Here is a 22,278-nt window from a genome sequence, read left to right as displayed (position 1 = left end):
GCTGAAGGGGAACATGCCATGAGCGCCGAGGACCTCGAGAAGTACGAGACCGAGATGGAGCTGAAGCTCTACCGGGAGTACCGCGATGTCGTCGGTCTTTTCAAATACGTGATCGAGACCGAACGACGCTTCTATCTCACCAATGACTACGAGATGCAGGTGCACTCCGTGCAGGGCGAGGTCTTCTTCGAGGTCTCGATGGCGGACGCGTGGGTCTGGGACATGTACCGGCCGGCGAGATTCGTCAAGCAGGTGAGAGTACTCACGTTCAAGGACGTGAACATCGAGGAGCTGAACAAGAGCGATCTGGAGCTTCCGAGCGGCTGAAGGGCTGAAGCTGGCTGACCGGGGTGGCTGGGTGGCCTCTGTGGCCGCTGTGGGCGGTTGATGAGGCTGACGCGGGTGGGTGCCTGTGGTGCGGGCGGTGTTGGTGGCACGGCGGTGTTGGTCGCACGGGCGGTACCGGCGGTGTGGATGGTCCGGTGAGGGCCTGGGGTAGTTGGGGTTGTCGTGGCTCCTGCGGTGCGTGTGATTCCTGGTGCGCTGGTGGGTGACGGAGTTATCCACAATCGGTGAGTTGTCCACCAAGATCCACTCACAGCGGGCTTTCCTCCCAGAGTCGGTGCCGGAGGTGGTGCCGACATGAACGCGACGGGGGCACTCGGGCGGTACGGCGAAGGACTGGCCGCTCGGCGGCTGGCGGCGGCCGGGATGACCGTGCTGGACCGCAACTGGCGGTGTGGCAGGACAGGCGAGATCGACATCGTGGCCCGCGACGGGGATGTGCTGGTCCTCTGTGAGGTGAAGACCCGCCGCGGAGGCTCTTTCGAGCACCCGATGGCGGCGGTGACGCCCGTGAAGGTGGACCGGCTGAGGCGCCTCGCGGCCTGCTGGCTTGAGGCGTTCGGTGGGCCGCCCCCTGGGGGCGTCCGTATCGACCTGATCGGGGTGGTGCTGCCCAGGCGCGGAGCTCCGGTGGTCGAGCACGCCCGGGGGGTGGCCTGATGGGGTTCGCGCGTGCCTGTTCGGTGGCTCTGGTCGGCGTCGAGGGCGTCGTCGTGGAGGTCCAGGCGGATCTCGAACCGGGCGTGGCGGCCTTCACCCTGGTCGGGCTGCCCGACAAGAGCCTCTCGGAGAGCCGGGACAGGGTCAGGGCCGCCGTCGTGAATTCGGGCGGGGAATGGCCGCAGAAGAAGCTCACGGTGGGGCTCAGCCCGGCATCCGTACCCAAAAGCGGGTCCGGTTTCGATCTTGCCGTCGCGGTATCGGTGCTGGGGGCGGCTGAGCGGATCGAGCCACGCGCCATCGCCGATCTGGTGCTGATCGGGGAGCTGGGGCTCGACGGCAGGGTCCGTCCGGTACGGGGCATCCTTCCGGCCGTCCTCGCGGCGGCCGAGGCCGGCTACCACCAGGTGGTCGTGCCGGAGCAGACAGCGGGCGAGGCGTCACTGGTGCCGGGGATCTCAGTCCTCGGCGTACGGAGCCTGCGCCAGCTCATCGCCGTCCTGACCGGCGAACCGGTGCCCGACGAGCCGACGGTCACCGAGGAGGGCCGCCCGGATCCCATGCTCGCCGGTCTGATGGTGCCGGGCGCCGGGGTGGGGACGGGCCTGGCTCCCGGCTCCGGGCAGCGGGACGCGCACTGCCCGGACCTCGCCGACGTGGCCGGACAGCAGGGAGCGCGTACGGCTCTGGAGGTCGCCGCGGCGGGCGGACACCACCTGCTCCTGCAAGGCCCGCCCGGAGCGGGCAAGACGATGCTGGCCGAGCGACTGCCGGCACTGCTGCCGCCGTTGACGAGGCAGGAGTCCGTCGAGGTCACCGCTGTGCACTCGGTCGCCGGGATTCTGCCGCCCGGCGAACCGCTCGTACGTACGGCGCCGTACTGCGCACCGCACCACTCGGCGACCATGCAGTCCCTCGTCGGCGGCGGCAACGGGCTGGCGAGGCCGGGCGCGGTGTCCCTCGCACACAAGGGTGTGCTCTTTCTGGACGAGGCGCCGGAATTCTCCGGCAAGGCTCTCGACGCGCTGCGCCAGCCCCTCGAATCGGGGCAGGTGGTCATCGCGCGCAGTGCCGGAGTCGTACGGCTGCCCGCCCGCTTCCTGATGGTCCTCGCCGCCAACCCGTGTCCTTGCGGGCGCCACACTCTGCAAGGTGCCGGGTGCGAGTGCCCGCCTTCGGCGGTCCGCCGCTACCAGTCGCGTCTGTCGGGTCCCCTGCTCGACCGGGTCGACCTGCGGGTGGAGGTCCAGCCGGTGCACCGCGCCGATCTCATGGGCCAGGGCGGGCGAGGGGAGAGCACGGCTGTCGTCGCCGGTCGGATCGTGGAGGCCCGGTCGCGGTCGGCTGAGCGGCTTGCGGGGACGCCGTGGGCGGTCAACAGCGAGGTGCCCGGTCACGAACTGCGTACCCGGTGGGTCACCGCGCCCGGGGCGCTCGACGCCGCCGAGCGTGACCTCGAACGGGGTCTGCTCACGGCGCGCGGCCTGGACCGGGTGCTACGGGTCGCATGGACAGTGGCGGACCTCGCCGGACGGGACCGGCCCGACGGCCGGGACGTGGGCCTGGCGCTGGAACTGCGTACCGGCATCGGGCGGGGCGCCGGAGCCACGGTCGGGGGGATCTCATGACCACCGAAGCCGAAGCCGAAGCCGGAGTTCGAGCTGGAGCCGATGCGGACGAGCGACTCGCGCGGGCTGCCCTCACACGCGTGATCGAGCCTGGCGACGAGAACGGCGGGCGGTGGCTGCGCAAGTATGGCGCCCGCGGGCTGATGGACCTCCTTACCGCGCCCGACGGGACCGACGACAAGGCCTTGGCCGGAGTCGGCCCACGTCGTATCAGCGGCCTTCGAGCACGCGCGGCGGCGGCAGCCCCGGAGCGGGATCTGACCGCCGTCGCCGGGATCGGCGGCCGGTTCGTCTGCCCCGGCGACCAGGAATGGCCGACCCAGCTCGACGACCTGGGCACCTCGCGGCCCATCGGCCTGTGGGTGCGCGGCAAGCCCGATCTGAGGCTCTGGGCGCTGCGTTCGGTCGCCGTCGTGGGAGCCAGGGCCTGCACGCCGTACGGCGCGCACATGGCGGCGAGCCTCGCATCGGGGCTGGCCGAGCGGGGCTGGGTGGTGACCTCGGGCGCGGCGTACGGAGTCGACGGAGCCGCCCATCGGGGCGCACTCGCCGTCGACGGAGCCACCGTCGCCGTCCTCGCCTGCGGTGTCGACGTCGTCTACCCGCCGGGCCACGCCGAGCTGGTGCGCCGCATCGCGGCGCAGGGCCTGGTCCTGGGAGAGCTGGCACCCGGCGATCACCCGACCCGCAGCAGGTTCGTCCTCCGCAACCGCGTGATCGCCGCGCTCACCCGCGGGACGGTCGTGGTGGAGGCCGAGTACCGCAGCGGCTCGCTGGTCACCGCCCGCAGCGCGCAGCGGCTCGGGCGTTTCACCATGGGAGTGCCCGGTCCGGCGACGAGCGGGCTCTCCGCCGGGGTGCACGAACTGCTGCGCGGCGAAGGAGTGCTGGTCACGGACGCCGCGGAAGTGGCCGAGCTGGTGGGGGACATGGGCGACCTTGCACCCGCTCGGCGTGGTCCAGTCCTGGCCAGGGATCTCCTCGATCCTCTCGGCAGGCGGATTCTCGAAGCGCTGCCCGCGCGTGGCGCGGTCGGCGGGCGGGACATCGCGCGGGAGGCCGCGACGACGGCCGACGAGGCTCTCGCCAAGCTGTACGAGCTTCACTCGCTCGGGTTCGTCGAACGTCACGGCGACCTCTGGCAGTTGACGCCACCCACGACACGGGACGGCGGTGCGCGGCGAGCCTGTCCTTGACCTGGGGCATTCGGGTGAAAAGGTGAGGCAGATGACCATCGCAGTTCTCCCGGCGGCGCGACAGGCGCCGATACGCGTCGTGTCGGCGCCCGATCGAGAAGTCCCGGCGGCGCCCCACAGGGCTTGTCCGGACAGGTACCGGCTCAGCCTCCTCGCGCACCGCGACCGCACTGTCACGCTACGCTCACCAGGAATCCGGCCCAGACACACCTCCCCTCACTTCACGGCAGAACGGCTCAAGGCAACGAATGCCCCAGCACACCTCCGGGTCCGACCGTGCGGCGGCGTCCCCCGTGGGGCCCCCCGCGGCCCGCGGCGAAGTGCGACCCTCCGCCCCCTCGGCCCTCGACACCTTGTGGCGGTCGTACAAGACCACGGGTAACGAGCGGCTGCGTGAGCAGTTGATCCTGCACTACTCGCCGCTGGTGAAGTACGTCGCCGGCCGGGTGAGTGTGGGACTGCCGTCCAACGTCGAGCAGGCGGACTTCGTCTCCTCAGGGGTCTTCGGGCTCATCGACGCGATCGAGAAGTTCGACATCGAGCGGTCGATCAAGTTCGAGACCTACGCGATCACACGGATCCGCGGCGCGATGATCGACGAACTGCGCGCGCTGGACTGGATCCCGCGCTCCGTACGGCAGAAGGCCAGGGCCGTCGAGCGGGCGTACGCGACCCTGGAGGCGCAGCTGCGCCGTACCCCGTCGGAGACGGAGGTGGCCGCCGAGATGGGCATCGCCGTGGAGGAACTGCACGCAGTCTTCAGCCAGTTGTCGCTGGCCAACGTCGTGGCGCTGGAGGAGTTGCTGCATGTCGGCGGAGAGGGCGGCGACCGGCTCAGCCTGATGGACACGCTGGAGGACACGGCGGCCGACGATCCCGTAGAGGTCGCGGAGGACCGGGAGCTTCGACGCCTGCTGGCCCGCGCCATCAACACCCTTCCCGAGCGCGAGAAGACCGTCGTCACCCTCTACTACTACGAGGGGCTCACGCTCGCCGAGATCGGCAATGTCCTCGGCGTCACCGAGAGCCGCGTCAGTCAGATCCACACCAAGTCCGTGCTCCAGCTCCGCGCCAAACTGGCCGACGCGGGGCGCTGAATCGTCCCTGCCCCACGTGCGCGAGCGGCCTCCGCCGTACAGTGGGCGTGTGCCCAGGATTCGAGCGGCCTCCGTGGCCGAGCACCGGACCATGCAGCGCGGCGCCCTGCTGGACGCCGCACGCTCCCTCCTGTCCGAAGGCGGTACGGAGGCGTTGACCTTCCCCGCCCTCGCCGAACGCACCGGTCTCGCCAGGTCGTCGGTCTACGAGTACTTCCGCTCGCGCGCGGCCGTCGTCGAGGAACTCTGCGCCGTCGACTTTCCCGTCTGGGCCGCCGAGATCGAATTCGCGATGGCGGAGGCACCGACCCCCGAGACCAAGATCGAAGCGTATGTGCGCAGGCAGTTGAGCCTCGTGGGCGACCGCCGTCACCGCGCGGTGGTCGCCATCTCCGCGAGCGAACTCGACGCGGGCGCCCGGGAGAAGATCCGGGCGGCGCACGGCGGACTCATCGCGATGATCGTCGACGCCCTCTCGGAACTGGGCCACGAGCAGCCGAGGCTGGCCGCGATGCTGCTCCAGGGCGTTGTGGACGCCGCTGTGCGGCGGATCGAGTTGGGCGCGGCCGAGGACCCCGAGGTGATCGCCGAGGCGGCGGTGTCCATGGTGCTCCAAGGCGTACGCGGTACCTGACTCCCGTACGGCTCCTGTGCCGCACCCACGCGGCCGCCGCGAGCAGGGCCGCGGCGTGCAGAGCGTCGGCGGCCGCTGCGGCGGTCTCCTCGGCCATGATCACCGCGTCGTGCGGGAGGCCGGGCGGCGGTGATCCGCTCGGTGTCTGTGCGGCAGCCGGCTCGGGGATCCCGAAGACCGGCAGCAGCCGTGCCGGACCGGGGTCGAGGAGGTCGTCGGGAAGCAGCGACAACGGATCGAGATAGGTCTGGCCCCGCAGCAGACCCCAGTGCAGACAACCGCCCCGGCAGTGGAACGGTCCCGGTCCCAGCACCGCCACGACCTGGCCCGCCTTCACCTCGTCGCCCTCGGCGACAAGTGCGGTCACCGGTTCGTACGTGGTCCGCAGCGGCGGCTGTCCCGTGCCGGTCAGCGTGATCGAGAGGACGCCCCGGCCCGCCACCATGCCGGTGAAGGAGACGCGGCCGGGAGCGGCGGCTCGCACCAGAGTGCCGGGGGTGGCGGCGAGGTCGACGCCGCGGTGCCCGGGGCCGTACGGCGTCGCGGGCGGTTCCCACTCTCGTAACACGGCCGGCCTCCGCCCCACAGGCCAGGCCCGGTCGCCGCTGATCCCGACGACATCGTCGGCAGGGGCATAGGTGTCGCCGTCAGGAGGGGGCGGTGCCGGTGCGGCACCGGCGTCCGTGCTCGCCTCCTGGTCGTCCGAGGCCCGCGCGTCGGGCGAGGGGCCGAACAGGACGGTGGCCACCACGCCGGTGAGGGCGGCGACGCCGAGGGAGACGCAACGGGCGATGACACCCCGACGACCATGACGGGTGGGTCGGGCGGATGCGTGGATGAGTAGCTCGTGAACAGTGATCATGTGGTCCACGCTGCCGTATTCGGCGGATTCAAGTGGATCATGCTCGGATTCTGTGGATAACCGACGCGTTGTGCATATCTTCGTCACCCGCGCACTCCGTCGCCGGGCACTGTGCGGGTCCCGTACACTTCCTGTGGCGATCCGGGTCACCGGATCGACTTCGCACGCCCCGCCGCCGGCCTTCGCCGGTGTCCGCGCTTCTCGGTCCCTTGTGGCAAAGCGTTCCGGGGCGTCAGGCGCGTCCGCCGTCCGGCGGAAGCGACAACCGAGTACCTCAAGGAGTACGGCCATGGCCGTCGTCACGATGCGGGAGCTGCTGGAAAGCGGCGTCCACTTCGGTCACCAGACCCGTCGCTGGAACCCGAAGATGAAGCGTTTCATCTTCACGGAGCGCAACGGCATCTACATCATCGACCTGCTCCAGTCGCTGTCGTACATCGACCGCGCCTACGAGTTCGTCAAGGAGACCGTCGCCCACGGCGGCTCCATCATGTTCGTGGGTACGAAGAAGCAGGCCCAGGAGGCCATCGCCGAGCAGGCGACGCGCGTTGGCATGCCGTATGTCAACCAGCGCTGGCTGGGCGGCATGCTCACCAACTTCTCCACCGTCTACAAGCGCCTTCAGCGTCTGAAGGAGCTTGAGCAGATCGACTTCGACGACGTGGCCGCCTCCGGCCTCACCAAGAAGGAACTGCTGGTCCTCTCCCGCGAGAAGGCCAAGCTGGAGAAGACCCTCGGTGGTATCCGCGAGATGCAGAAGGTGCCCAGCGCCGTCTGGATCGTCGACACCAAGAAGGAGCACATCGCCGTCGGTGAGGCGCGCAAGCTCCACATCCCGGTCGTTGCGATCCTCGACACCAACTGCGACCCCGACGAGGTCGACTACAAGATCCCGGGCAACGACGACGCGATCCGCTCTGTCACCCTGCTCACCCGCGTGATCGCCGACGCCGTCGCCGAGGGCCTCATCGCCCGCTCCGGCGCCGCCACCGGCGACTCCAAGCCGGGCGAGAAGGCCGCCGGCGAGCCCCTCGCCGAGTGGGAGCGTGACCTCCTCGAAGGCGACAAGAAGGCCGACGCCGAGAAGTCCGCGGACGCCGCCGACGCGCCTGCCGACGTCCAGACCTCCGCCGAGACGGCGAAGGTCGCCGACGCCGAGCAGGCCGAGGAGGCCGCCGCTCCGGCCGAGGCCCCCGCCGCCGAGGCTCCGGCCGCGGACGGCGAGAAGGCCTGACCTCAAGGTTCGGTTGCTGACGGCGGGGGCCACGGCCCCCGCCGTCCACCCGTAGATCTTCGACTTCCGAGAGAGATTCACAGACATGGCGAACTACACCGCCGCTGACGTCAAGAAGCTCCGCGAGCTTACCGGCGCCGGCATGATGGACTGCAAGAAGGCTTTGGTCGAGGCCGACGGCGACGTCGACAAGGCCGTCGAGGTACTTCGCGTCAAGGGCCAGAAGGGCGTCGCCAAGCGCGAGAGCCGCAGCGCGGAGAACGGCGCTGTTGTCTCCCTCGTCTCCGACGACAACACCTCCGGTGTCCTGCTGGAGCTGAAGTGCGAGACGGACTTCGTCGCCAAGGGTGACAAGTTCCAGTCCGCGGCGAACGCGCTGGCCGCGCACGTGGCCGCGACGAGCCCCGCCGACATCGACGCCCTGCGCGCTTCCGAGATCGAGCCCGGCAAGACCGTGCAGGCGTTCGTCGACGAGGCCAACGCCAACCTCGGCGAGAAGATCGTCCTGGACCGCTTCGCGCAGTTCCAGGGCGAGGGCAGCTACGTCGGCACGTACATGCACCGCACCATGCCCGACCTCCCGCCGCAGGTCGGTGTCCTGGTCGAGCTGGAGAAGGGCAGCGTCGACGCCGCGACGGTCGCCGCCGTCGCCAAGGACGTCGCCCAGCACATCGCCGCGTTCGCGCCGAAGTACCTCACCCGTGAGGAGGTTCCGGCCGACGTCGTCGAGAACGAGCGCCGCGTCGCCGAGGCCACCTCCCGCGAGGAGGGCAAGCCCGAGGCCGCGCTCCCCAAGATCGTCGAGGGTCGCGTCAACGGCTTCTTCAAGGAGGTCACCCTCCTTGACCAGCCGTTCGCCAAGGACAACAAGAAGTCCGTCAGGAAGGTCCTGGACGAGGCCGGTGTCACGCTGAAGCGCTTCTCGCGCATCCGCGTCGGCGCCTGACGTTCCGGACACCGTTCCGGGGCCGAGCACCCGGGACAGCGCAGTCGTACGCGATCGACGGTGGACCCGGCTAGGGTCTACTGCAGCCGCCGGCCGAACACGCGCCGGACGGCCGCAGATCTGACGAGGAGGCCATTGCCGCTAGGGACACAGACCCATCGGCAATGGCCTTCTTCGTATGTGCACGAGGAGATCCCCATGAACAAGGGCGCGGACGCCACCCAGTCCACCGACGACAACAGCGACCCCGGCAAGAAGGCCGGGCGCTTCATGCTGAAACTGTCCGGTGAGGCGTTCGCCGGTGGGGGAGGGCTCGGCGTCGACCCCGACGTCGTACACGCCATCGCCCGCGAGATCGGCGCCGTCGTGCGGGACGGGGCGCAGATCGCCATCGTCATCGGTGGAGGCAACTTCTTCCGCGGCGCCGAACTCCAGCAGCGCGGCATGGACCGGGCCCGCTCCGACTACATGGGCATGCTCGGTACGGTCATGAACTGCCTGGCCCTGCAGGACTTCCTGGAGAAGGAAGGCATCGACTCCCGCGTCCAGACGGCCATCACCATGGGGCAGGTCGCGGAGCCGTACATCCCGCTGCGCGCCGTGCGGCATCTGGAGAAGGGCCGCGTCGTCATCTTCGGCGCCGGCATGGGGATGCCGTACTTCTCCACCGACACCACCGCCGCCCAGCGCGCCCTGGAGATCGATGCCGAGGCGCTGCTGATGGGCAAGAACGGTGTGGACGGGGTGTACGACTCCGACCCCAAGACCAACCCCGACGCGGTGAAGTTCGACGCGCTGGAGTACGGCGAGGTGATCACCCGCAACCTCAAGGTCGCCGACGCCACGGCCGTCACTCTCTGCCGCGACAACGCGCTGCCGATCCTCGTCTTCGAACTCCTCACGGAGGGCAATATCGCGCGCGCCGTCAAGGGTGAGAAGATCGGCACGCTCGTGAGTGATCAGGGCACCCGGGTCTGAACTCCGGCTGCCCCGCACGGGGATGGACAAAGCCCTGCCGGTCGGACACCGTGCAGGAAGAAGACGCGACGCAGGTTCCGCCGGCCCTGTAAGCACACCGGGCCCACTCAAGACACGCAGGAGCAAGTGGTGATCGAAGAGACCCTCCTCGAAGCAGAGGAGAAGATGGAGAAGGCCGTCCTGGTCGCCAAGGAGGACTTCGCCGCGATCCGCACCGGTCGTGCGCACCCGGCGATGTTCAACAAGATCGTGGCGGACTACTACGGTGCCCTGACCCCGATCAACCAGCTGGCCTCCTTCTCGGTGCCCGAGCCGCGCATGGCCGTGGTGACTCCGTTCGACAAGAGCGCGCTGCGCAACATCGAGCAGGCCATCCGCGACTCCGACCTCGGAGTGAACCCGAGCAACGACGGAAACATCATCCGCGTGGTGTTCCCCGAGCTCACGCAGGACCGCCGCAAGGAGTACATCAAGGTCGCCAAGACCAAGGCGGAGGACTCCAAGATCTCGATCCGCTCCGTGCGCCGCAAGGCCAAGGAGACGATCGACAAGCTGATCAAGGACGGCGAGGTCGGCGAGGACGAAGGCCGCCGCGCCGAGAAAGAGCTCGACGACACCACGGCGAAGTACGTCGCCCAGGTTGACGAGCTGCTCAAGCACAAGGAAGCCGAGCTGCTCGAGGTCTGATGAACGACTCTTCCTGGGGGGCCCCGCCGACTGCCGGTTACTGGGGACCGCCTGACCAGGGGGCTGCCCCGGCGGGTCCCGCATACGATGAGCTTGACGCACAGCAGACTCGGCCCATGCCCATCGTGCCCGACGTACCCGCGAGCGGCGGGTTCCAGGATGACGACCGGGGGGCTGCTCGGCCGGGCGGCCCCCTGTTCCGTGATGAAACGCCGCAGGAGCCCATGTCCGCCCCTCCGCCACCCCCGCCGAAGAAGCGGGCAGGCCGCGACCTCAGGGCGGCCATAGGTGTCGGTGTGGGACTCGGCGCGGTGATCGTGGCGTCCCTCTTCATCGTGAAGGCCGTCTTCATCGGCGTCATAGTGGTCGCCGTCGTCGTCGGGCTGTGGGAGTTGACCTCCCGGCTCGACGAGAAGAAGGGCATCAAGGCGCCCCTCATCCCGCTCGCGGTCGGTGGCGCGGCGATGGTGGTCGCCGGGTACGTACGGGGCGCGGAGGGCGCCTGGGTCGCCACGGCGCTCACCGCGCTCGCCGTGCTCGCCTGGCGCATGACGGAGCCGCCCGAGGGCTATCTCAAGGACGTGACGGCGGGCGTTTTCGCGGCGTTCTACGTGCCCTTCCTGGCGACGTTCGTCGCGATGATGCTCAAGGCGGACGACGGCGCGCAGCGCGTGCTCACGTTCCTCGTTCTGACCATCGTCAGCGACACCGGTGCCTACGCGATCGGCTGGCGCTTCGGCAGCCACAAGCTGGCGCCGCGCATCAGCCCCGGCAAGACCCGCGAGGGCCTTCTCGGCGCCGTGGGGTTCGCCATGGCGGCCGGCGCGCTGTGCATGCAGTTCCTCATCGAGGACGGCACCTGGTGGCAGGGGCTGCTGCTCGGTCTCGCCGTGGCCGCCAGTGCCACGCTCGGGGACCTGGGCGAGTCGATGATCAAACGGGACCTCGGGATCAAGGACATGGGCACGCTGCTGCCCGGTCACGGCGGCATCATGGACCGCCTCGACTCGCTTCTGCCGACGGCCCCCGTGGTGTGGCTGCTGTTGGTGGTCTTCGTCGGCTCGGGCTGAGCCGTATCCGTACCGGTTACCCTGGTAAGGCCCGCCGTCCTGGACGGCGGGCCTTACTGCGCTCCGTGGTCGCGGAGCCCGTCACATGAGGTCTCCTGGCACCGGCAGTGTGCCCATGTCCCTCCCGCAGCCGGCGGGGAACACCGGCCTCGTCGTACCGAGGAGAAAACAGCTCATGGCACCGCCCAATCCCGGAGAGCTCACGTTCGTCGCGCCCCGTGGCGCCAAGAAGCCGCCGAGGCACCTCGCCGACCTCACGCCGGAAGAGCGTCGTGAGGCCGTCGCGGCGCTCGGCGAGAAGGCGTTCCGTGCCAAGCAGTTGTCGCAGCACTACTTCGCTCGGTTCGCGCACGACCCCGCGGAGTGGACGGACATCCCGGCGTCCGCGCGTGAGAAGCTCGCCACGGAACTGCTTCCCGACCTGATGTCCGTGGTGCGGCACATCTCCTGCGACGACGACACCACCCGTAAGACGCTGTGGCGGCTGCACGACGGCACCCTCGTCGAGTCCGTCCTGATGCGCTACCCGGACCGGGTCACCATGTGCATCTCCTCGCAGGCGGGCTGCGGTATGAACTGTCCGTTCTGCGCCACGGGGCAGGCGGGCCTCGACCGCAACCTGTCCACGGCGGAGATCGTGCACCAGATCGTGGACGGCATGCGCGCGCTGCGCGACGGCGACGTCCCCGGCGGTCCCGCCCGGCTGTCCAACATCGTCTTCATGGGCATGGGCGAACCACTCGCCAACTACCGCCGCGTCGTCGGGGCGATCCGCCGGCTGACCGACCCCGAGCCGGACGGCATCGGTCTCTCGCAGCGCGGCATCACCGTTTCGACGGTGGGCCTGGTGCCCGCGATGCTGCGCTTCGCCGACGAGGGCTTCAAGTGCCGCCTCGCCGTCTCGCTGCACGCGCCCGACGACGAACTGCGCGACACCCTCGTCCCGGTCAACACCCGTTGGAAGGTGCGGGAGGTGCTGGACGCCGCCTGGGAGTACGCGGAGAAGTCGGGCCGCCGCATCTCCATCGAGCACGCCATGATTCGCGACATCAACGACCAGGCGTGGCGGGGCGATCTGCTGGGGCGGCTGCTCAAGGGGAAGCGGGTGCACGTCAATCTGATCCCGCTCAACCCGACGCCAGGGTCCAAGTGGACGGCCTCCCGTCCTGAGGACGAGAAGGCCTTCGTCGAGGCGATCGCGTCCCACGGGGTGCCCGTGACGGTGCGCGACACCCGCGGCCAGGAGATCGACGGGGCGTGCGGTCAGCTGGCGGCGACGGAGCGCTGAGCGCGGCGGAGGGGCCCCGTTGGGGTCCATGTACGCTGGGGGTTCGAACGAATTACATATTCCGACAGGGGAGCGCCACAGCGCTGAGAGTGCGGCAGAGGCTCGGAAGAGCCCCACGGTCGCAGACCCTCTGAACCTCGCCCAGGTCATTCTGGGTAGGAAGTTCGGTCATCACTCAAGCTGTTGCGCCCTGCCCTGCTCCGGTCCGCCGGCGCGGGGCAGGGCCGCGTCTTCTCCTGGACACCCCAGGAGGAATTCAGTTGCGTACCACGAAGAAGATGGCGGTCGGCGCCGTCGCCGCGGCGCTGGGAGTCTCCACGCTCGCCGCGTGCGGGGGCGGGTCCGAGGACGCCGGGTCGTCGGACGGGGCGAAGTCCAAGAGCGTGACGCTCGTCGCCCATGACTCGTTCGCCGCCTCTGACTCCGTACTGAAGGAGTTCACCGAGCAGACGGGCTACACCGTCAAGGTGCTGAAGAGCGGCGAGGCCGGCGAGGCGCTCAACAAGGAAATTCTCACCAAGGGTTCGCCGCAGGGCGACGTCTTCTTCGGCGTCGACAACACGCTCCTCTCGCGTGCTCTCGACAACGGCCTGTTCACGCCGTACGAGGCGAAGGGCCTCGACCAGGTCCGCGCCGACGTGCGGCTCGACGACGCCGAGCACCGTGTCACCCCCGTCGACACCGGCGACATCTGCGTCAACTATGACAAGAAGTACTTCTCGGACAAGAAGCTGGCGCCGCCGGAGTCCTTCGCCGACCTGACGAAGCCCGCCTACAAGGACCTCCTCGTCGTCGAGAACGCCGAGCAGTCCTCACCGGGTCTCGGCTTCCTCCTCGGCACCGTCGGCGCGTACGGGGACGACGGCTGGCAGGACTACTGGAAGAAGCTCAAGGCCAACGGCGTCCAGGTCGTCGACAGCTGGGAGCAGGCCTACAACGAGGACTTCTCAGGCTCGGCCGGCGGCAAGAAGGCGAAGGCGGAGCGCCCGCTCGTCGTCTCGTACGCGTCGAGCCCGCCCGTCGAGGTCCTGTACGCCGAACCGCAGCCCAAGGAGGCGCCGACCGGCGTCGCCACGGGGACCTGCTTCCGCCAGATCGAGTTCGCCGGTCTGCTCCAGGGGGCGAAGAACGAGGCGGGCGGCGAGGCCCTGCTGGACTTCCTGGTGAGCAAGACCTTCCAGGAGGACATGCCGCTCAACATGTTCGTGAATCCGGTCGTCGACGGCGCGAAGCTGCCGGCGCTCTTCACCGACCACGGCGCCGTCGTCGACAAGCCGCAGACCGTGGCCCCGGAGAAGATAGCCGCGAACCGTGACGAGTGGATCCAGTCGTGGACCTCACTCGTCGTCAAGTAGCCGCGGACGGCGCCCGGAAGGGCGAGCGGAGCACCCGTACGGGGCCGGGGACGGGGCCCGTCGTCGGAGAACCAGGTCGGGGGCCGGGCAAGGGACGGGGCGGGGAGGTCGGCGCCGCGGTGCGCGCCGCGCGGCGGCGGGGAAGCGTCGTACGGCTCTGCCTCATGGCCGTACCCGTCGCGTTCTTCGCGGTTTTCTTCGCCTACCCCGTGGTCGCGATCGTCGGGCGCGGGCTGAAGGCGGACGGCTCCTGGCACTGGGGCAGGTTCGGCGACGTGCTGAGCCGGCCCGACATCGGGCAGGTGCTCTGGTTCACGACGTGGCAGGCCGCGGTCTCCACGGCCCTCACGTTGCTTATCGCGCTCCCCGGTGCCTACGTCTTCGCACGCTTCGACTTCCCCGGCAAACAGATCCTGCGCGCCGTCGTGACGGTGCCGTTCGTCCTGCCGACAGTCGTCGTCGGCACGGCGTTCCTCGCGCTGCTGGGGCGTGGCGGGTTCCTCGACGAACTGTGGGGCGTGCGGGCGGACACGACGGTATGGGCGATCCTCCTCGCGCACGTCTTCTTCAACTACGCGGTGGTCGTCCGCACCGTGGGCGGTCTCTGGGCGCAGCTGGACCCACGTCAGGAGGAGGCCGCACGGGTGCTCGGCGCCGGGCGGCTGGCGGCGTGGTGGCGCGTCACGCTGCCCGCACTGGGTCCCGCCGTCGCCGCCGCAGCGCTGATGGTCTTCCTCTTCACCTTCACCTCCTTCGGCATCGTCCAGATCCTGGGCGGCCCGGCGTACTCCACGCTGGAGGTGGAGATCTACCGGCAGACCGCGCGACTGCTCGACCTGCCCACCGCCGCCGTTCTGACGATGGTGCAGTTCGCCGCCGTCGGCGCGATCCTGGCGCTGCACGCCTGGACCGTACGGAGGCGGGAGACCACGCTGAAACTGGTCGACCCCGCGCAGACGGTGCGCAGACCGCACGGAGCGGGCCAGTGGGTGCTGCTCGCCGGCGTGCTCGGCACTGTCCTTCTCCTGATCCTGCTGCCTCTCGGCGTGCTGATCGAGCGGTCGCTCGACGGCCCCGCCGGGTACGGCTTCGACTACTACCAGGCCCTGCGCTCCGTGGAGGCGAGCGGCGGCACGTTCCTCGTACCTCCGCTGGAGGCGGTCTGGAACTCCCTGCGCTACGCCCTGACTGCCACGGTCATCGCCCTGGTGGTGGGCGGGCTGGCCGCGGCGGCGCTCACCCGGCGAGCGGGGCGCCTCGTACGGGGCTTCGACGCGCTGCTGATGCTCCCGCTCGGCGTCTCGGCGGTCACCGTTGGCTTCGGGTTCCTGATCACGCTCGACAAGCCGCCGCTGGACCTGCGGGCGTCATGGATCCTGGTGCCGCTCGCCCAGGCGTTGGTGGGGGTCCCCTTCGTCGTACGGATCATGCTTCCCGTCCTGCGTGCCGTGGATGGGCGACTGCGCGAGGCCGCCGCCGTTCTGGGGGCGTCGCCGCTACGAGCATGGCGGGAGGTCGATCTGCCGATGGTACGGCGGGCGGTGCTGGTGGCCGCCGGATTCGCCTTCGCGGTCTCGCTCGGTGAGTTCGGTGCCACGGTCTTCATCGCGCGACCGGACCGGCCGACGTTGCCGGTGGCTGTCGCGCGGCTGCTGGGGCGGCCCGGTGATCTCAACTACGGGCAGGCGATGGCCCTGAGCACGGTACTGATGGTGGTGTGCGCCGTGTCGCTGCTGGTGCTCGAACGTATCCGTACCGACCGTTCCGGAGAGTTCTGATGGCCCTGCTCACTCTTGAGGACGTGACGGTGCGCTTCGGGCACCGTACGGCGCTCGAAGCGGTGGATCTGGAGATCGCGGCGCACGAGATCGTCTGCGTCCTGGGGCCGAGCGGCAGCGGCAAGTCCACCTTGCTTCGCGTCGTCGCCGGCCTTCAACCGCCGGACACGGGGCGCGTGTTGCTGGAGGGCACCGACCAGGCGGGGGTGCCGGTGCACCGACGGGGCGTCGGCCTGATGTTCCAGGATCACCAGCTTTTTCCGCAGCGTGACGTCGGCGGCAACGTCGCCTTCGGTCTGCGTATGCGCGGCGAGCCGCGCGGTCAACAGCAGCGACGTGTCGCCGAGTTGCTCGATCTCGTCGGCCTCCCTGGCGCCCAGGGCCGCGCCGTCGCGGCGCTGTCCGGCGGCGAGCAGCAGCGCGTGGCACTGGCACGGGCGCTCGCCCCGCGCCCCCGGCTGCTCATGCTCGACGAACCGCTGGGCCAGCTCGACCGGAGTCTGCGCGAACGCCTGGTCGTGGAACTGCGCGGTGTGTTCACGCAGTTGGGTACGACGGTGCTCGCCGTCACACACGACCAGGGCGAGGCCTTCGCGCTCGCCGACCGGGTCGTGGTGATGCGCGACGGACGCGTCGCCCAGAGCGGCACACCGGTAGAGGTCTGGCAGCGTCCTGCCTCCGCGTTCGTGGCGCGCTTCCTCGGCTTCGACAACGTCGTGGCCGCCACGGTGCGCGGTGACATCGCCGACACGCCCTGGGGCAAGGTCCCGGTGCCCGCCGGCTCACCCCAGGGCCGCCGCACGCTGCTGGTACGACCCGCTGGGGTACGGCTCGGCCCTCCTGAGGAAGGCCTGCGCTGCACCGTCGGGGCGCGCACCTTCCGCGGCAGCCACGTCGCCGTGCTTCTGCGGCCCACCGACGGCCCGGAGATGGAGGCGGAGTGCGCCCTCCGCCATGTGCCCGACGAGGGAGCGACGGTCGGGGTCTCCTTCGCGGCCGAGGACGTGGTGGTCCTGGAGGAAAGGGAACCGGCCAACGCCGACGAGGGCGCGGCTCCAACTGGCGGCCGGGCGGACTGACGAGGCGTCGTCCGCCCCCGCGTCGCGCGAGTCAGGCCGAGAGCCGGGCCAGCGCCTCCGGAACCTCGGCGACCGAGTCGACGAGCGCGATGCGGGACTCCATCGAGCGCTCCCGCGCCAGCGATGTGAGCAGCGGCCAGGCGGGCAGCTTCTCCGTCCAGTGCGTGCGGTCGACCAGGACCATGGGTGTCGGTTCGCCGCGTGACTCGTAGTAGTTCGGCGTCGCGTTGTCGAAGACTTCCTGGACGGTGCCCGCGGCGCCGGGCAGGAAGACGACGCCGGCGTTGCAGCGGGCCAGCAGACCGTCCTCGCGGGTCGCGTTGGCGAAGTACTTCGCGATGTGGCCGGCGAAGGCGTTCGGCGGCTCGTGGCCGTAGAACCAGGTGGGGATTCCGACCGACCCGGCGCCCCCGGGCCAGCGGCCCCGTACCTCGAAGGCGGCGCGCGCCCACTCGGAGATCGACGGGCTGAACGACGGCGTCTTTGCGAGGATTTCGAGCGCCTCGTCCAGCATCTCGTCGGGGTGCGTGGCGGCGTACGCCCCGAGATTGGCGGCCTCCATGGCGCCGGGGCCGCCGCCGGTCGCGACGGTAAGCCCCGTACGGGCCAGCTCGCGGCCGAGGCGCGCCGCCTCCGCGTAGGCGTCGGTGCCCCGTGCCATCGCGTGGCCGCCCATCACACCGACGACCCGTGCGCCGACGAGAAGTTCGTCCAGAGCGTCCGAGATCGCGTCGTCGTGGACCGACCGCAGCATCGAGCCGAGTATGTCGCCGTCGGCCTTGGTCCGCTGGAACCAGTCGTAGGCGAGGGCGTCCGGCGTCACCTCGTACCCGCCCTCGTCCAGCCCTTCGAAGAGATGCACGGGTGTGTAGAGCAGGCCCCGGTACGGGTCGAAGGGGAGGTGCGGGACGGGAGGGAAGACCAGGGCCCCGTCCGCCCGTATCTTCGCCGCGGCGTCCGGTTCCATCGGGCAGCCGAGGAAGACGGTTTCGGAGGTGTCGGTTGACAGCAGGGCGAGCGTACGGCCCGTCAGGTCGACCGACTGGACGCGGTAGCCGCTGAGCGTCCCGCCCAGGATCACCTGGTCGAACTCGTCGAGGGTCTCGATCTCGCGGTCCAGGCCGTCCGCCCAGTGCTCCCAGAGCCCTTGCTGCCCCCGCGCCGCTGCCTGTTGTGCTTCATGTCCGTCGTGTCCCTCGCCGTAAACCATGCGGGACACGATAGAGCGCCCCTCGCAAGGTCGGGGGGCGCGGTGAGGGACGGCAGCCGGCTCAGCCGGTGAGCGGTACGGCGGCCAGCGCGGCGATCAGCCACGTCAGTGGTCCGAAAACGGCGAGCAGCGCGCCTGCCCGCAGTGCTGCCGCGGTACGCAGGAGCCCCGTGGGGGCGCCCACCCGCACCAACGCGGCCGTCGTTTCGGTGCGGGCGTGCCTGGCCTCCAGGACCGCCGTCAGCAGCGTCGCGACGGTGCAGCCCACGATGAGCGTGGCGCCGAGGCCGGTGAGCGGCCCGAAAGGACGCGGGTCGCCGGGGCCGTACAACGCCGCGGCGGCGAATCCGCCGGAGACCACCGCGCAGACCACTCCCAGCGGGCGGCCGATCCGCGCCGCCTCGTCCATCAGAACGCGCCCCGCGAGCAGACGCGTCGCTCCGGGGCGCAGCATCTGCAGGAGCCGACCGCAGAGATGCGCGATACCGGGGCCCGCCAGAGCCAGGCCAAGGGCCGTCAGGGACCAGCCGGCCAGGACACCGGCCGGGCTGCCCTCGAATCGCCCCGGCAGTGGCAGCGGCGCCTCCGAGCCGCCGCGGCTCGCGTAGGTCTCGACGGCGAGCCCGGCGGCGGTGAGAGCCACGCCCCAAGGCAGCCCCGACGGGGCGGGTTTGGGCGTCGCCGGCCGCTCCGGATCGGCGTCGTCGACCAGCCTCGACTTGCGCGGACGCAGGGCGAATCCGGTCGCCAGGAAGGCGAGGACCGGTACGACGGCGAGCAGGGTGAGGGCCGCGGCGAGCGGCAACGGCTGCCCCGCGCCGAGCAGATCGGATGCCGCCCCGTCGAAGGGCAGCCCCGTGAGATCACCGCGCAGGTGGAGGAAGAACAACAGCGCCACCACGCTGCCGAGCGTGCAGGACAGGGTCGTCGACGCGGCGGCCAGGGCGGTGAGCTGCGCCGGACCGAGGCCCACCGCCGAAAGTCCCGGACGGGGCCGGGTGCTCGGGTCCGTCCGGGCCGCGGCGACGGCGAACTGCACCGTGGCGGCGAGCGGGAGCACGCACCACAGCAGACGCAGCACCGATCCGGCGGGGTGGTTCATGGCCCAGCCCAGCGTGCACAGCAGGAGGAAGCCGACGCCCGCCGACGCCGCGGCCACGAGCAGCCGGCGCAGCAGGACGAGGGGGTGGCTGCCGCGGGCTAGACGGAGAGCGAGCACGCTGCCTGGCCTTCCGCCTCGGCCGGTCGCAGGGCGCCCACACGGCGGCCGTCGACCAGGACGACGGTGCGGTCGGCGAGCGTCGCGACCTCGTCGTCAAGGGTGGCGAGTACGACGGTGATGCGGTGGGAGCGCGCCGCGGTCGTCAGCGTGCGCAGGACCTGGGAGCGGTCGGCGGCGTACAGGGGCGCCGTCGGCTCGTCGGCGAAGAGTACGGAGGGCGTGCTCACCAGGGCGCGGGCGATGGCCACACGCTGGCGCTGCGACTGGAGCAGGGCGTGCGGGCGCTTGCGGGCGCACATGCCGATGTCGAGCCGCTCAAGCCACTCCATGGCCGCGGCCTTCGCCGCACGGCGGGAGGAGCCGCGCAGCAGCATCGGCAGGGCGGCGTTCTCCCACGTGTTGAGCTCGGGGACCAGGACCGGATCGGAGTCGATCCAGCCGAAACGGTCGCGCCGGAGCCTCTCCCGCTGCATCGGGGGCATCGTGTGGACGGCGGTGCTGTTGAACCAGACCTCACCCTCCTTGGGAACGAGCTGGCCCGAGAGGCACCGCAGCAGGGTCGTCTTGCCGCTGCCGCGCGCCCCGCTGACGGCGAGGATCTCGCCCTCGCGCACACCGAGCGAGACGCCGCTGAGCGCGGGCGAGCCGTTGTGCGAGTGGTGCAGGGAACGCGCCCAGAGCACGTCGTTGTCCGGCGGGGCAACCATGGCGTACACCTCGGTTCGGATCAGGCTCGGATCAGAGCTGACGTACCGCGCCCCGTCCGGGGGGAACGAAGGCGAAGCCGATCGGTCACTGCACCGTAGGGATCAATACCGAGATGGGCGGACAGCACACGGCCCGGGTGGCCCCCATTGCACTCGAACGGGGGCACCCGGGCCGTCGTGCGGCTGAACCGTGGAGCGTGGCCACGTGGCGGGACTACGGGGCGGGGATACGAGGCGTACGGTGCGACGAGAACCGCCCCGTTCCCGCCCCGTCCCCGCCCTTCGCCGCCCCGTACACGCGGCCGGCCGCGGTGATCAGAGCTTCGTCCAGGCCTCCGTCAGCACGGTGCGCAGGATCTGCTCGATCTCGTCGAACGTCGACTGGTCGGAGATCAGCGGCGGCGCCAGCTGTACGACCGGGTCGCCGCGGTCGTCGGCGCGGCAGTACAGCCCGTTGTCGTACAGAGCCTTGGAGAGGAAGCCGTACAGGACGCGCTCCGTCTCCTCGTCCGTGAACGACTCCTTGGTGACCTTGTCCTTGACCAGTTCGATGCCGTAGAAGAAGCCGTTGCCCCGTACGTCGCCGACTATCGGCAGGTCGTGGAGCTTGCGCAGCGTGGAGAAGAACGCGTCCTCGTTGTCCAGCACATGCTGGTTGAGGCCCTCGCGCTCGAAGATGTCGAGGTTGGTGAGACCGACGGCCGCGGAGACCGGGTGGCCGCCGAAGGTGTAGCCGTGCAGGAAGGTGTTGTCACCTTGGTAGAAGGGCTCGGCGAGACGGTCGGAGATGATGCAGGCACCTATCGGTGAGTAGCCCGACGTCATGCCCTTGGCGCAGGTGATCATGTCGGGCACGTAGCCGAACTTGTCGCAGCCGAACATCGTGCCGAGCCGGCCGAAGGCGCAGATGACCTCGTCCGAGACGAGCAGCACGTCGTACTGGTCGCAGATCTCGCGGACCCGCTGGAAGTAGCCCGGCGGGGGCGGGAAACAGCCGCCCGCGTTCTGCACCGGCTCCAGGAAGACGGCGGCGACCGTGTCCGCGCCCTCGAAGAGGATCTGCTGCTCGATCTGGTCGGCGGCCCAGCGGCCGAAGGCCTCCGGGTCGTCGCCGTGGAGCGGGGCGCGGTAGATGTTGGTGTTCGGCACCTTGCGGGCGCCGGGGACCAGCGGCTCGAACGGGGCCTTCAGGGCGGGCAGTCCGGTGATGGACAGCGCCCCCTGGGGCGTGCCGTGGTAGGCGACTGCGCGCGAGATGACCTTGTACTTGGTGGGCTTGCCCGTGAGCTTGAAGTACTGCTTGGCGAGCTTCCAGGCGGTCTCGACCGCCTCGCCGCCGCCGGTGGTGAAGAAGACCTTGTTGAGGTCCCCGGGTGCGTAGTGGGCCAGCCGCTCGGCCAGCTCGACCGCCTTCGGGTGGGCGTAGGACCACACGGGGAAGAAGGCGAGCTCCTGAGCCTGCTTGTAGGCCGTCTCGGCCAACTCATGGCGCCCGTGGCCCGCGTTGACCACGAACAGGCCGGAGAGACCGTCCAGGTAACGCTTGCCGTTGATGTCGTAGATGTAGGTGCCCTCACCACGCACGATGGTGGGCACGGGTGCGTTCTCGTACGACGACATGCGGGTGAAATGCATCCACAGGTGGTCGTAAGCGGTTTTGGAGAGGTCCTTGCTCACGGCTATCGGGTTCCCCACATGTAGGTCTGCTTCTTCAACTTGAGGTAGACGAAGCTCTCGGTGGAACGCACGCCGGGGAGCGCGCGGATCCTTTTGTTGATGACATCCAGCAGGTGGTCGTCGTCCTCGCAGACGATCTCCACCATCAGGTCGAAGGAGCCCGCGGTCATCACCACGTACTCGCACTCGTCCATCTCCGCGAGCGCGTCGGCCACCGGGTCCAGGTCGCCCTCGACGTTGATGCCGACCATCGCCTGGCGCCGGAAACCGACGGTCAGCGGGTCGGTGACGGCCACGATCTGCATGACCCCCTGGTCGAGCAGCTTCTGGACGCGCTGCCGTACGGCTGCCTCGGACAGGCCCACGGCCTTGCCGATCGCGGCGTAGGGGCGCCGGCCGTCCTCCTGAAGCTGTTCGATGATCGCGAGGGACACGCTGTCGATCGCCGGGGACGATCCGTTTCCGTGCCCGTTCCTGGGGTCTGCGCTGCGACTGGCCACCAGGTCACTGTGCACCGCGACTCGCCCGTCTTGCAACCCCGAAGCGATGAAATTCGTTGTGTGAGGGTTCGAATAAGACTGAATCCGAAGTTCGGAGGGGTCGGGCCTGTCGAAAGCGTCGGCGG

General features: G+C 70.0%; 20 protein-coding genes and 1 pseudogene. 15 read left to right on the top strand and 6 right to left on the bottom strand.

The features are described 5' to 3' along the window. Window positions 1-18: 18 nt before the first annotated feature. The 6 genes from IEY79_RS00450 to IEY79_RS00425 all read left to right on the top strand — a co-directional run bounded on the left by IEY79_RS00450 (window position 19) and on the right by IEY79_RS00425 (window position 5,560). On the top strand, window positions 19-327 hold the full coding sequence (locus IEY79_RS00450) for a DUF2469 domain-containing protein (RefSeq protein WP_003993268.1): 309 nt from the start codon (window positions 19-21) through the stop codon (window positions 325-327). Between the two features lie 315 nt (window positions 328-642). After that, complete coding sequence (locus IEY79_RS00445) at window positions 643-1,005, top strand: YraN family protein (protein ID WP_189105205.1); 363 nt, start codon at window positions 643-645, stop codon at window positions 1,003-1,005. Beyond that, the gene (locus IEY79_RS00440) at window positions 1,005-2,633 is read left to right on the top strand and encodes a YifB family Mg chelatase-like AAA ATPase (RefSeq protein ID WP_189105204.1); all 1,629 of its coding nucleotides are present in this window, start codon (window positions 1,005-1,007) and stop codon (window positions 2,631-2,633) included. The genes IEY79_RS00445 and IEY79_RS00440 overlap by 1 nt, the downstream gene beginning before the upstream one ends. Then, window positions 2,630-3,829, top strand: coding sequence for a DNA-processing protein DprA (dprA, locus tag IEY79_RS00435; RefSeq protein ID WP_189105203.1), 1,200 nt, complete (start codon window positions 2,630-2,632; stop codon window positions 3,827-3,829). Before IEY79_RS00440 ends, dprA begins: the two co-directional genes overlap by 4 nt. A 248-nt stretch (window positions 3,830-4,077) precedes the next feature. Continuing rightward, complete coding sequence (gene whiG, locus IEY79_RS00430; protein WP_189105202.1) at window positions 4,078-4,926, top strand: RNA polymerase sigma factor WhiG; 849 nt, start codon at window positions 4,078-4,080, stop codon at window positions 4,924-4,926. A gap of 73 nt (window positions 4,927-4,999) precedes the next feature. Continuing rightward, window positions 5,000-5,560, top strand: a complete 561-nt coding sequence (locus IEY79_RS00425) for a TetR/AcrR family transcriptional regulator (RefSeq protein WP_189105596.1) — start codon at window positions 5,000-5,002, stop codon at window positions 5,558-5,560. Window positions 5,561-5,852: 292 nt separating this feature from the next. On the opposite strand, the pseudogene IEY79_RS38285 reads toward IEY79_RS00425, so the two are convergent. After that, window positions 5,853-6,422, bottom strand: a pseudogene (locus IEY79_RS38285) (peptidoglycan DD-metalloendopeptidase family protein); the annotation flags it as partial. Between the two features lie 289 nt (window positions 6,423-6,711). Here IEY79_RS38285 and rpsB point away from each other — a divergent pair. The 9 genes from rpsB (at window position 6,712) to IEY79_RS00375 (ending at window position 16,837) form a co-directional block, all read left to right on the top strand. Then, window positions 6,712-7,656 (top strand): 30S ribosomal protein S2, encoded by a 945-nt coding sequence (gene rpsB, locus IEY79_RS00415; protein WP_189105201.1) that lies wholly within the window; start codon window positions 6,712-6,714, stop codon window positions 7,654-7,656. 85 nt (window positions 7,657-7,741) lie between these two features. After that, entirely contained in the window at window positions 7,742-8,602 is an 861-nt protein-coding gene (gene tsf / locus IEY79_RS00410; protein ID WP_189105200.1) for a translation elongation factor Ts, read from the top strand. 198 nt (window positions 8,603-8,800) lie between these two features. Continuing rightward, window positions 8,801-9,580: a UMP kinase gene (gene pyrH, locus IEY79_RS00405; RefSeq protein ID WP_189105199.1), complete on the top strand. Its 780-nt coding sequence runs from the start codon at window positions 8,801-8,803 to the stop codon at window positions 9,578-9,580. 129 nt (window positions 9,581-9,709) lie between these two features. Beyond that, complete coding sequence (frr, locus tag IEY79_RS00400; RefSeq protein ID WP_078074826.1) at window positions 9,710-10,267, top strand: ribosome recycling factor; 558 nt, start codon at window positions 9,710-9,712, stop codon at window positions 10,265-10,267. Next, on the top strand, window positions 10,267-11,337 hold the full coding sequence (locus IEY79_RS00395; RefSeq protein WP_189105198.1) for a phosphatidate cytidylyltransferase: 1,071 nt from the start codon (window positions 10,267-10,269) through the stop codon (window positions 11,335-11,337). The genes frr and IEY79_RS00395 overlap by 1 nt, the downstream gene beginning before the upstream one ends. A 175-nt stretch (window positions 11,338-11,512) precedes the next feature. Continuing rightward, a complete protein-coding gene (gene rlmN, locus IEY79_RS00390; RefSeq protein WP_189105197.1) occupies window positions 11,513-12,625 on the top strand; it encodes a dual-specificity RNA methyltransferase RlmN in 1,113 nt (370 codons plus the stop codon). Window positions 12,626-12,885: 260 nt separating this feature from the next. Continuing rightward, a complete protein-coding gene (locus IEY79_RS00385) occupies window positions 12,886-13,980 on the top strand; it encodes a thiamine ABC transporter substrate-binding protein (protein WP_189105196.1) in 1,095 nt (364 codons plus the stop codon). A gap of 164 nt (window positions 13,981-14,144) precedes the next feature. Further along, window positions 14,145-15,758 (top strand): ABC transporter permease, encoded by a 1,614-nt coding sequence (locus IEY79_RS00380; RefSeq protein WP_189105595.1) that lies wholly within the window; start codon window positions 14,145-14,147, stop codon window positions 15,756-15,758. Beyond that, complete coding sequence (locus IEY79_RS00375; protein WP_189105195.1) at window positions 15,758-16,837, top strand: ABC transporter ATP-binding protein; 1,080 nt, start codon at window positions 15,758-15,760, stop codon at window positions 16,835-16,837. The genes IEY79_RS00380 and IEY79_RS00375 overlap by 1 nt, the downstream gene beginning before the upstream one ends. A 31-nt stretch (window positions 16,838-16,868) precedes the next feature. Here IEY79_RS00375 and IEY79_RS00370 read toward each other — a convergent pair whose 3' ends face one another. The 5 genes from IEY79_RS00370 to IEY79_RS00350 form a co-directional block, all read right to left on the bottom strand. Further along, window positions 16,869-18,047: an LOG family protein gene (locus IEY79_RS00370; RefSeq protein WP_189105194.1), complete on the bottom strand. Its 1,179-nt coding sequence runs from the start codon at window positions 18,045-18,047 to the stop codon at window positions 16,869-16,871. Window positions 18,048-18,108: 61 nt separating this feature from the next. After that, window positions 18,109-19,266, bottom strand: coding sequence for a hypothetical protein (locus tag IEY79_RS00365; protein WP_189105193.1), 1,158 nt, complete (start codon window positions 19,264-19,266; stop codon window positions 18,109-18,111). Continuing rightward, window positions 19,248-19,976 carry an ABC transporter ATP-binding protein gene (locus IEY79_RS00360; protein WP_189105192.1) on the bottom strand — a complete coding sequence of 243 codons (729 nt, stop codon included), beginning with the start codon at window positions 19,974-19,976 and terminating at the stop codon, window positions 19,248-19,250. The genes IEY79_RS00365 and IEY79_RS00360 overlap by 19 nt, the downstream gene beginning before the upstream one ends. Window positions 19,977-20,291: 315 nt before the next feature. Next, window positions 20,292-21,671: an aspartate aminotransferase family protein gene (locus IEY79_RS00355; protein ID WP_189105191.1), complete on the bottom strand. Its 1,380-nt coding sequence runs from the start codon at window positions 21,669-21,671 to the stop codon at window positions 20,292-20,294. Next, complete coding sequence (locus tag IEY79_RS00350; RefSeq protein WP_189105190.1) at window positions 21,656-22,153, bottom strand: Lrp/AsnC family transcriptional regulator; 498 nt, start codon at window positions 22,151-22,153, stop codon at window positions 21,656-21,658. Before IEY79_RS00350 ends, IEY79_RS00355 begins: the two co-directional genes overlap by 16 nt. Window positions 22,154-22,278: the final 125 nt, after the last annotated feature.

Origin of the sequence: Streptomyces camponoticapitis, assembly GCF_014646115.1 — a bacterium.
GTDB classification, from domain to species: domain Bacteria; phylum Actinomycetota; class Actinomycetes; order Streptomycetales; family Streptomycetaceae; genus Streptomyces; species Streptomyces camponoticapitis.
The sequence above is the reverse complement of the archived record's forward strand: the minus strand, read 5'-3'. Positions and strand labels throughout refer to the sequence as shown.

Coding starts and splice junctions, on each gene's coding strand:
- IEY79_RS00370 (WP_189105194.1), bottom strand. CDS start 18,047: ATGGTTTACGGCGAGGGACACGACGGACATGAAGCACAACAGGCAGCG.
- whiG (WP_189105202.1), top strand. CDS start 4,078: ATGCCCCAGCACACCTCCGGGTCCGACCGTGCGGCGGCGTCCCCCGTG.
- tsf (WP_189105200.1), top strand. CDS start 7,742: ATGGCGAACTACACCGCCGCTGACGTCAAGAAGCTCCGCGAGCTTACC.
- pyrH (WP_189105199.1), top strand. CDS start 8,801: ATGAACAAGGGCGCGGACGCCACCCAGTCCACCGACGACAACAGCGAC.
- rlmN (WP_189105197.1), top strand. CDS start 11,513: ATGGCACCGCCCAATCCCGGAGAGCTCACGTTCGTCGCGCCCCGTGGC.
- IEY79_RS00445 (WP_189105205.1), top strand. CDS start 643: ATGAACGCGACGGGGGCACTCGGGCGGTACGGCGAAGGACTGGCCGCT.
- IEY79_RS00380 (WP_189105595.1), top strand. CDS start 14,145: ATGGCCGTACCCGTCGCGTTCTTCGCGGTTTTCTTCGCCTACCCCGTG.
- rpsB (WP_189105201.1), top strand. CDS start 6,712: ATGGCCGTCGTCACGATGCGGGAGCTGCTGGAAAGCGGCGTCCACTTC.
- IEY79_RS00395 (WP_189105198.1), top strand. CDS start 10,267: ATGAACGACTCTTCCTGGGGGGCCCCGCCGACTGCCGGTTACTGGGGA.
- IEY79_RS00375 (WP_189105195.1), top strand. CDS start 15,758: ATGGCCCTGCTCACTCTTGAGGACGTGACGGTGCGCTTCGGGCACCGT.
- dprA (WP_189105203.1), top strand. CDS start 2,630: ATGACCACCGAAGCCGAAGCCGAAGCCGGAGTTCGAGCTGGAGCCGAT.
- IEY79_RS00360 (WP_189105192.1), bottom strand. CDS start 19,976: ATGGTTGCCCCGCCGGACAACGACGTGCTCTGGGCGCGTTCCCTGCAC.
- IEY79_RS00450 (WP_003993268.1), top strand. CDS start 19: ATGAGCGCCGAGGACCTCGAGAAGTACGAGACCGAGATGGAGCTGAAG.
- IEY79_RS00440 (WP_189105204.1), top strand. CDS start 1,005: ATGGGGTTCGCGCGTGCCTGTTCGGTGGCTCTGGTCGGCGTCGAGGGC.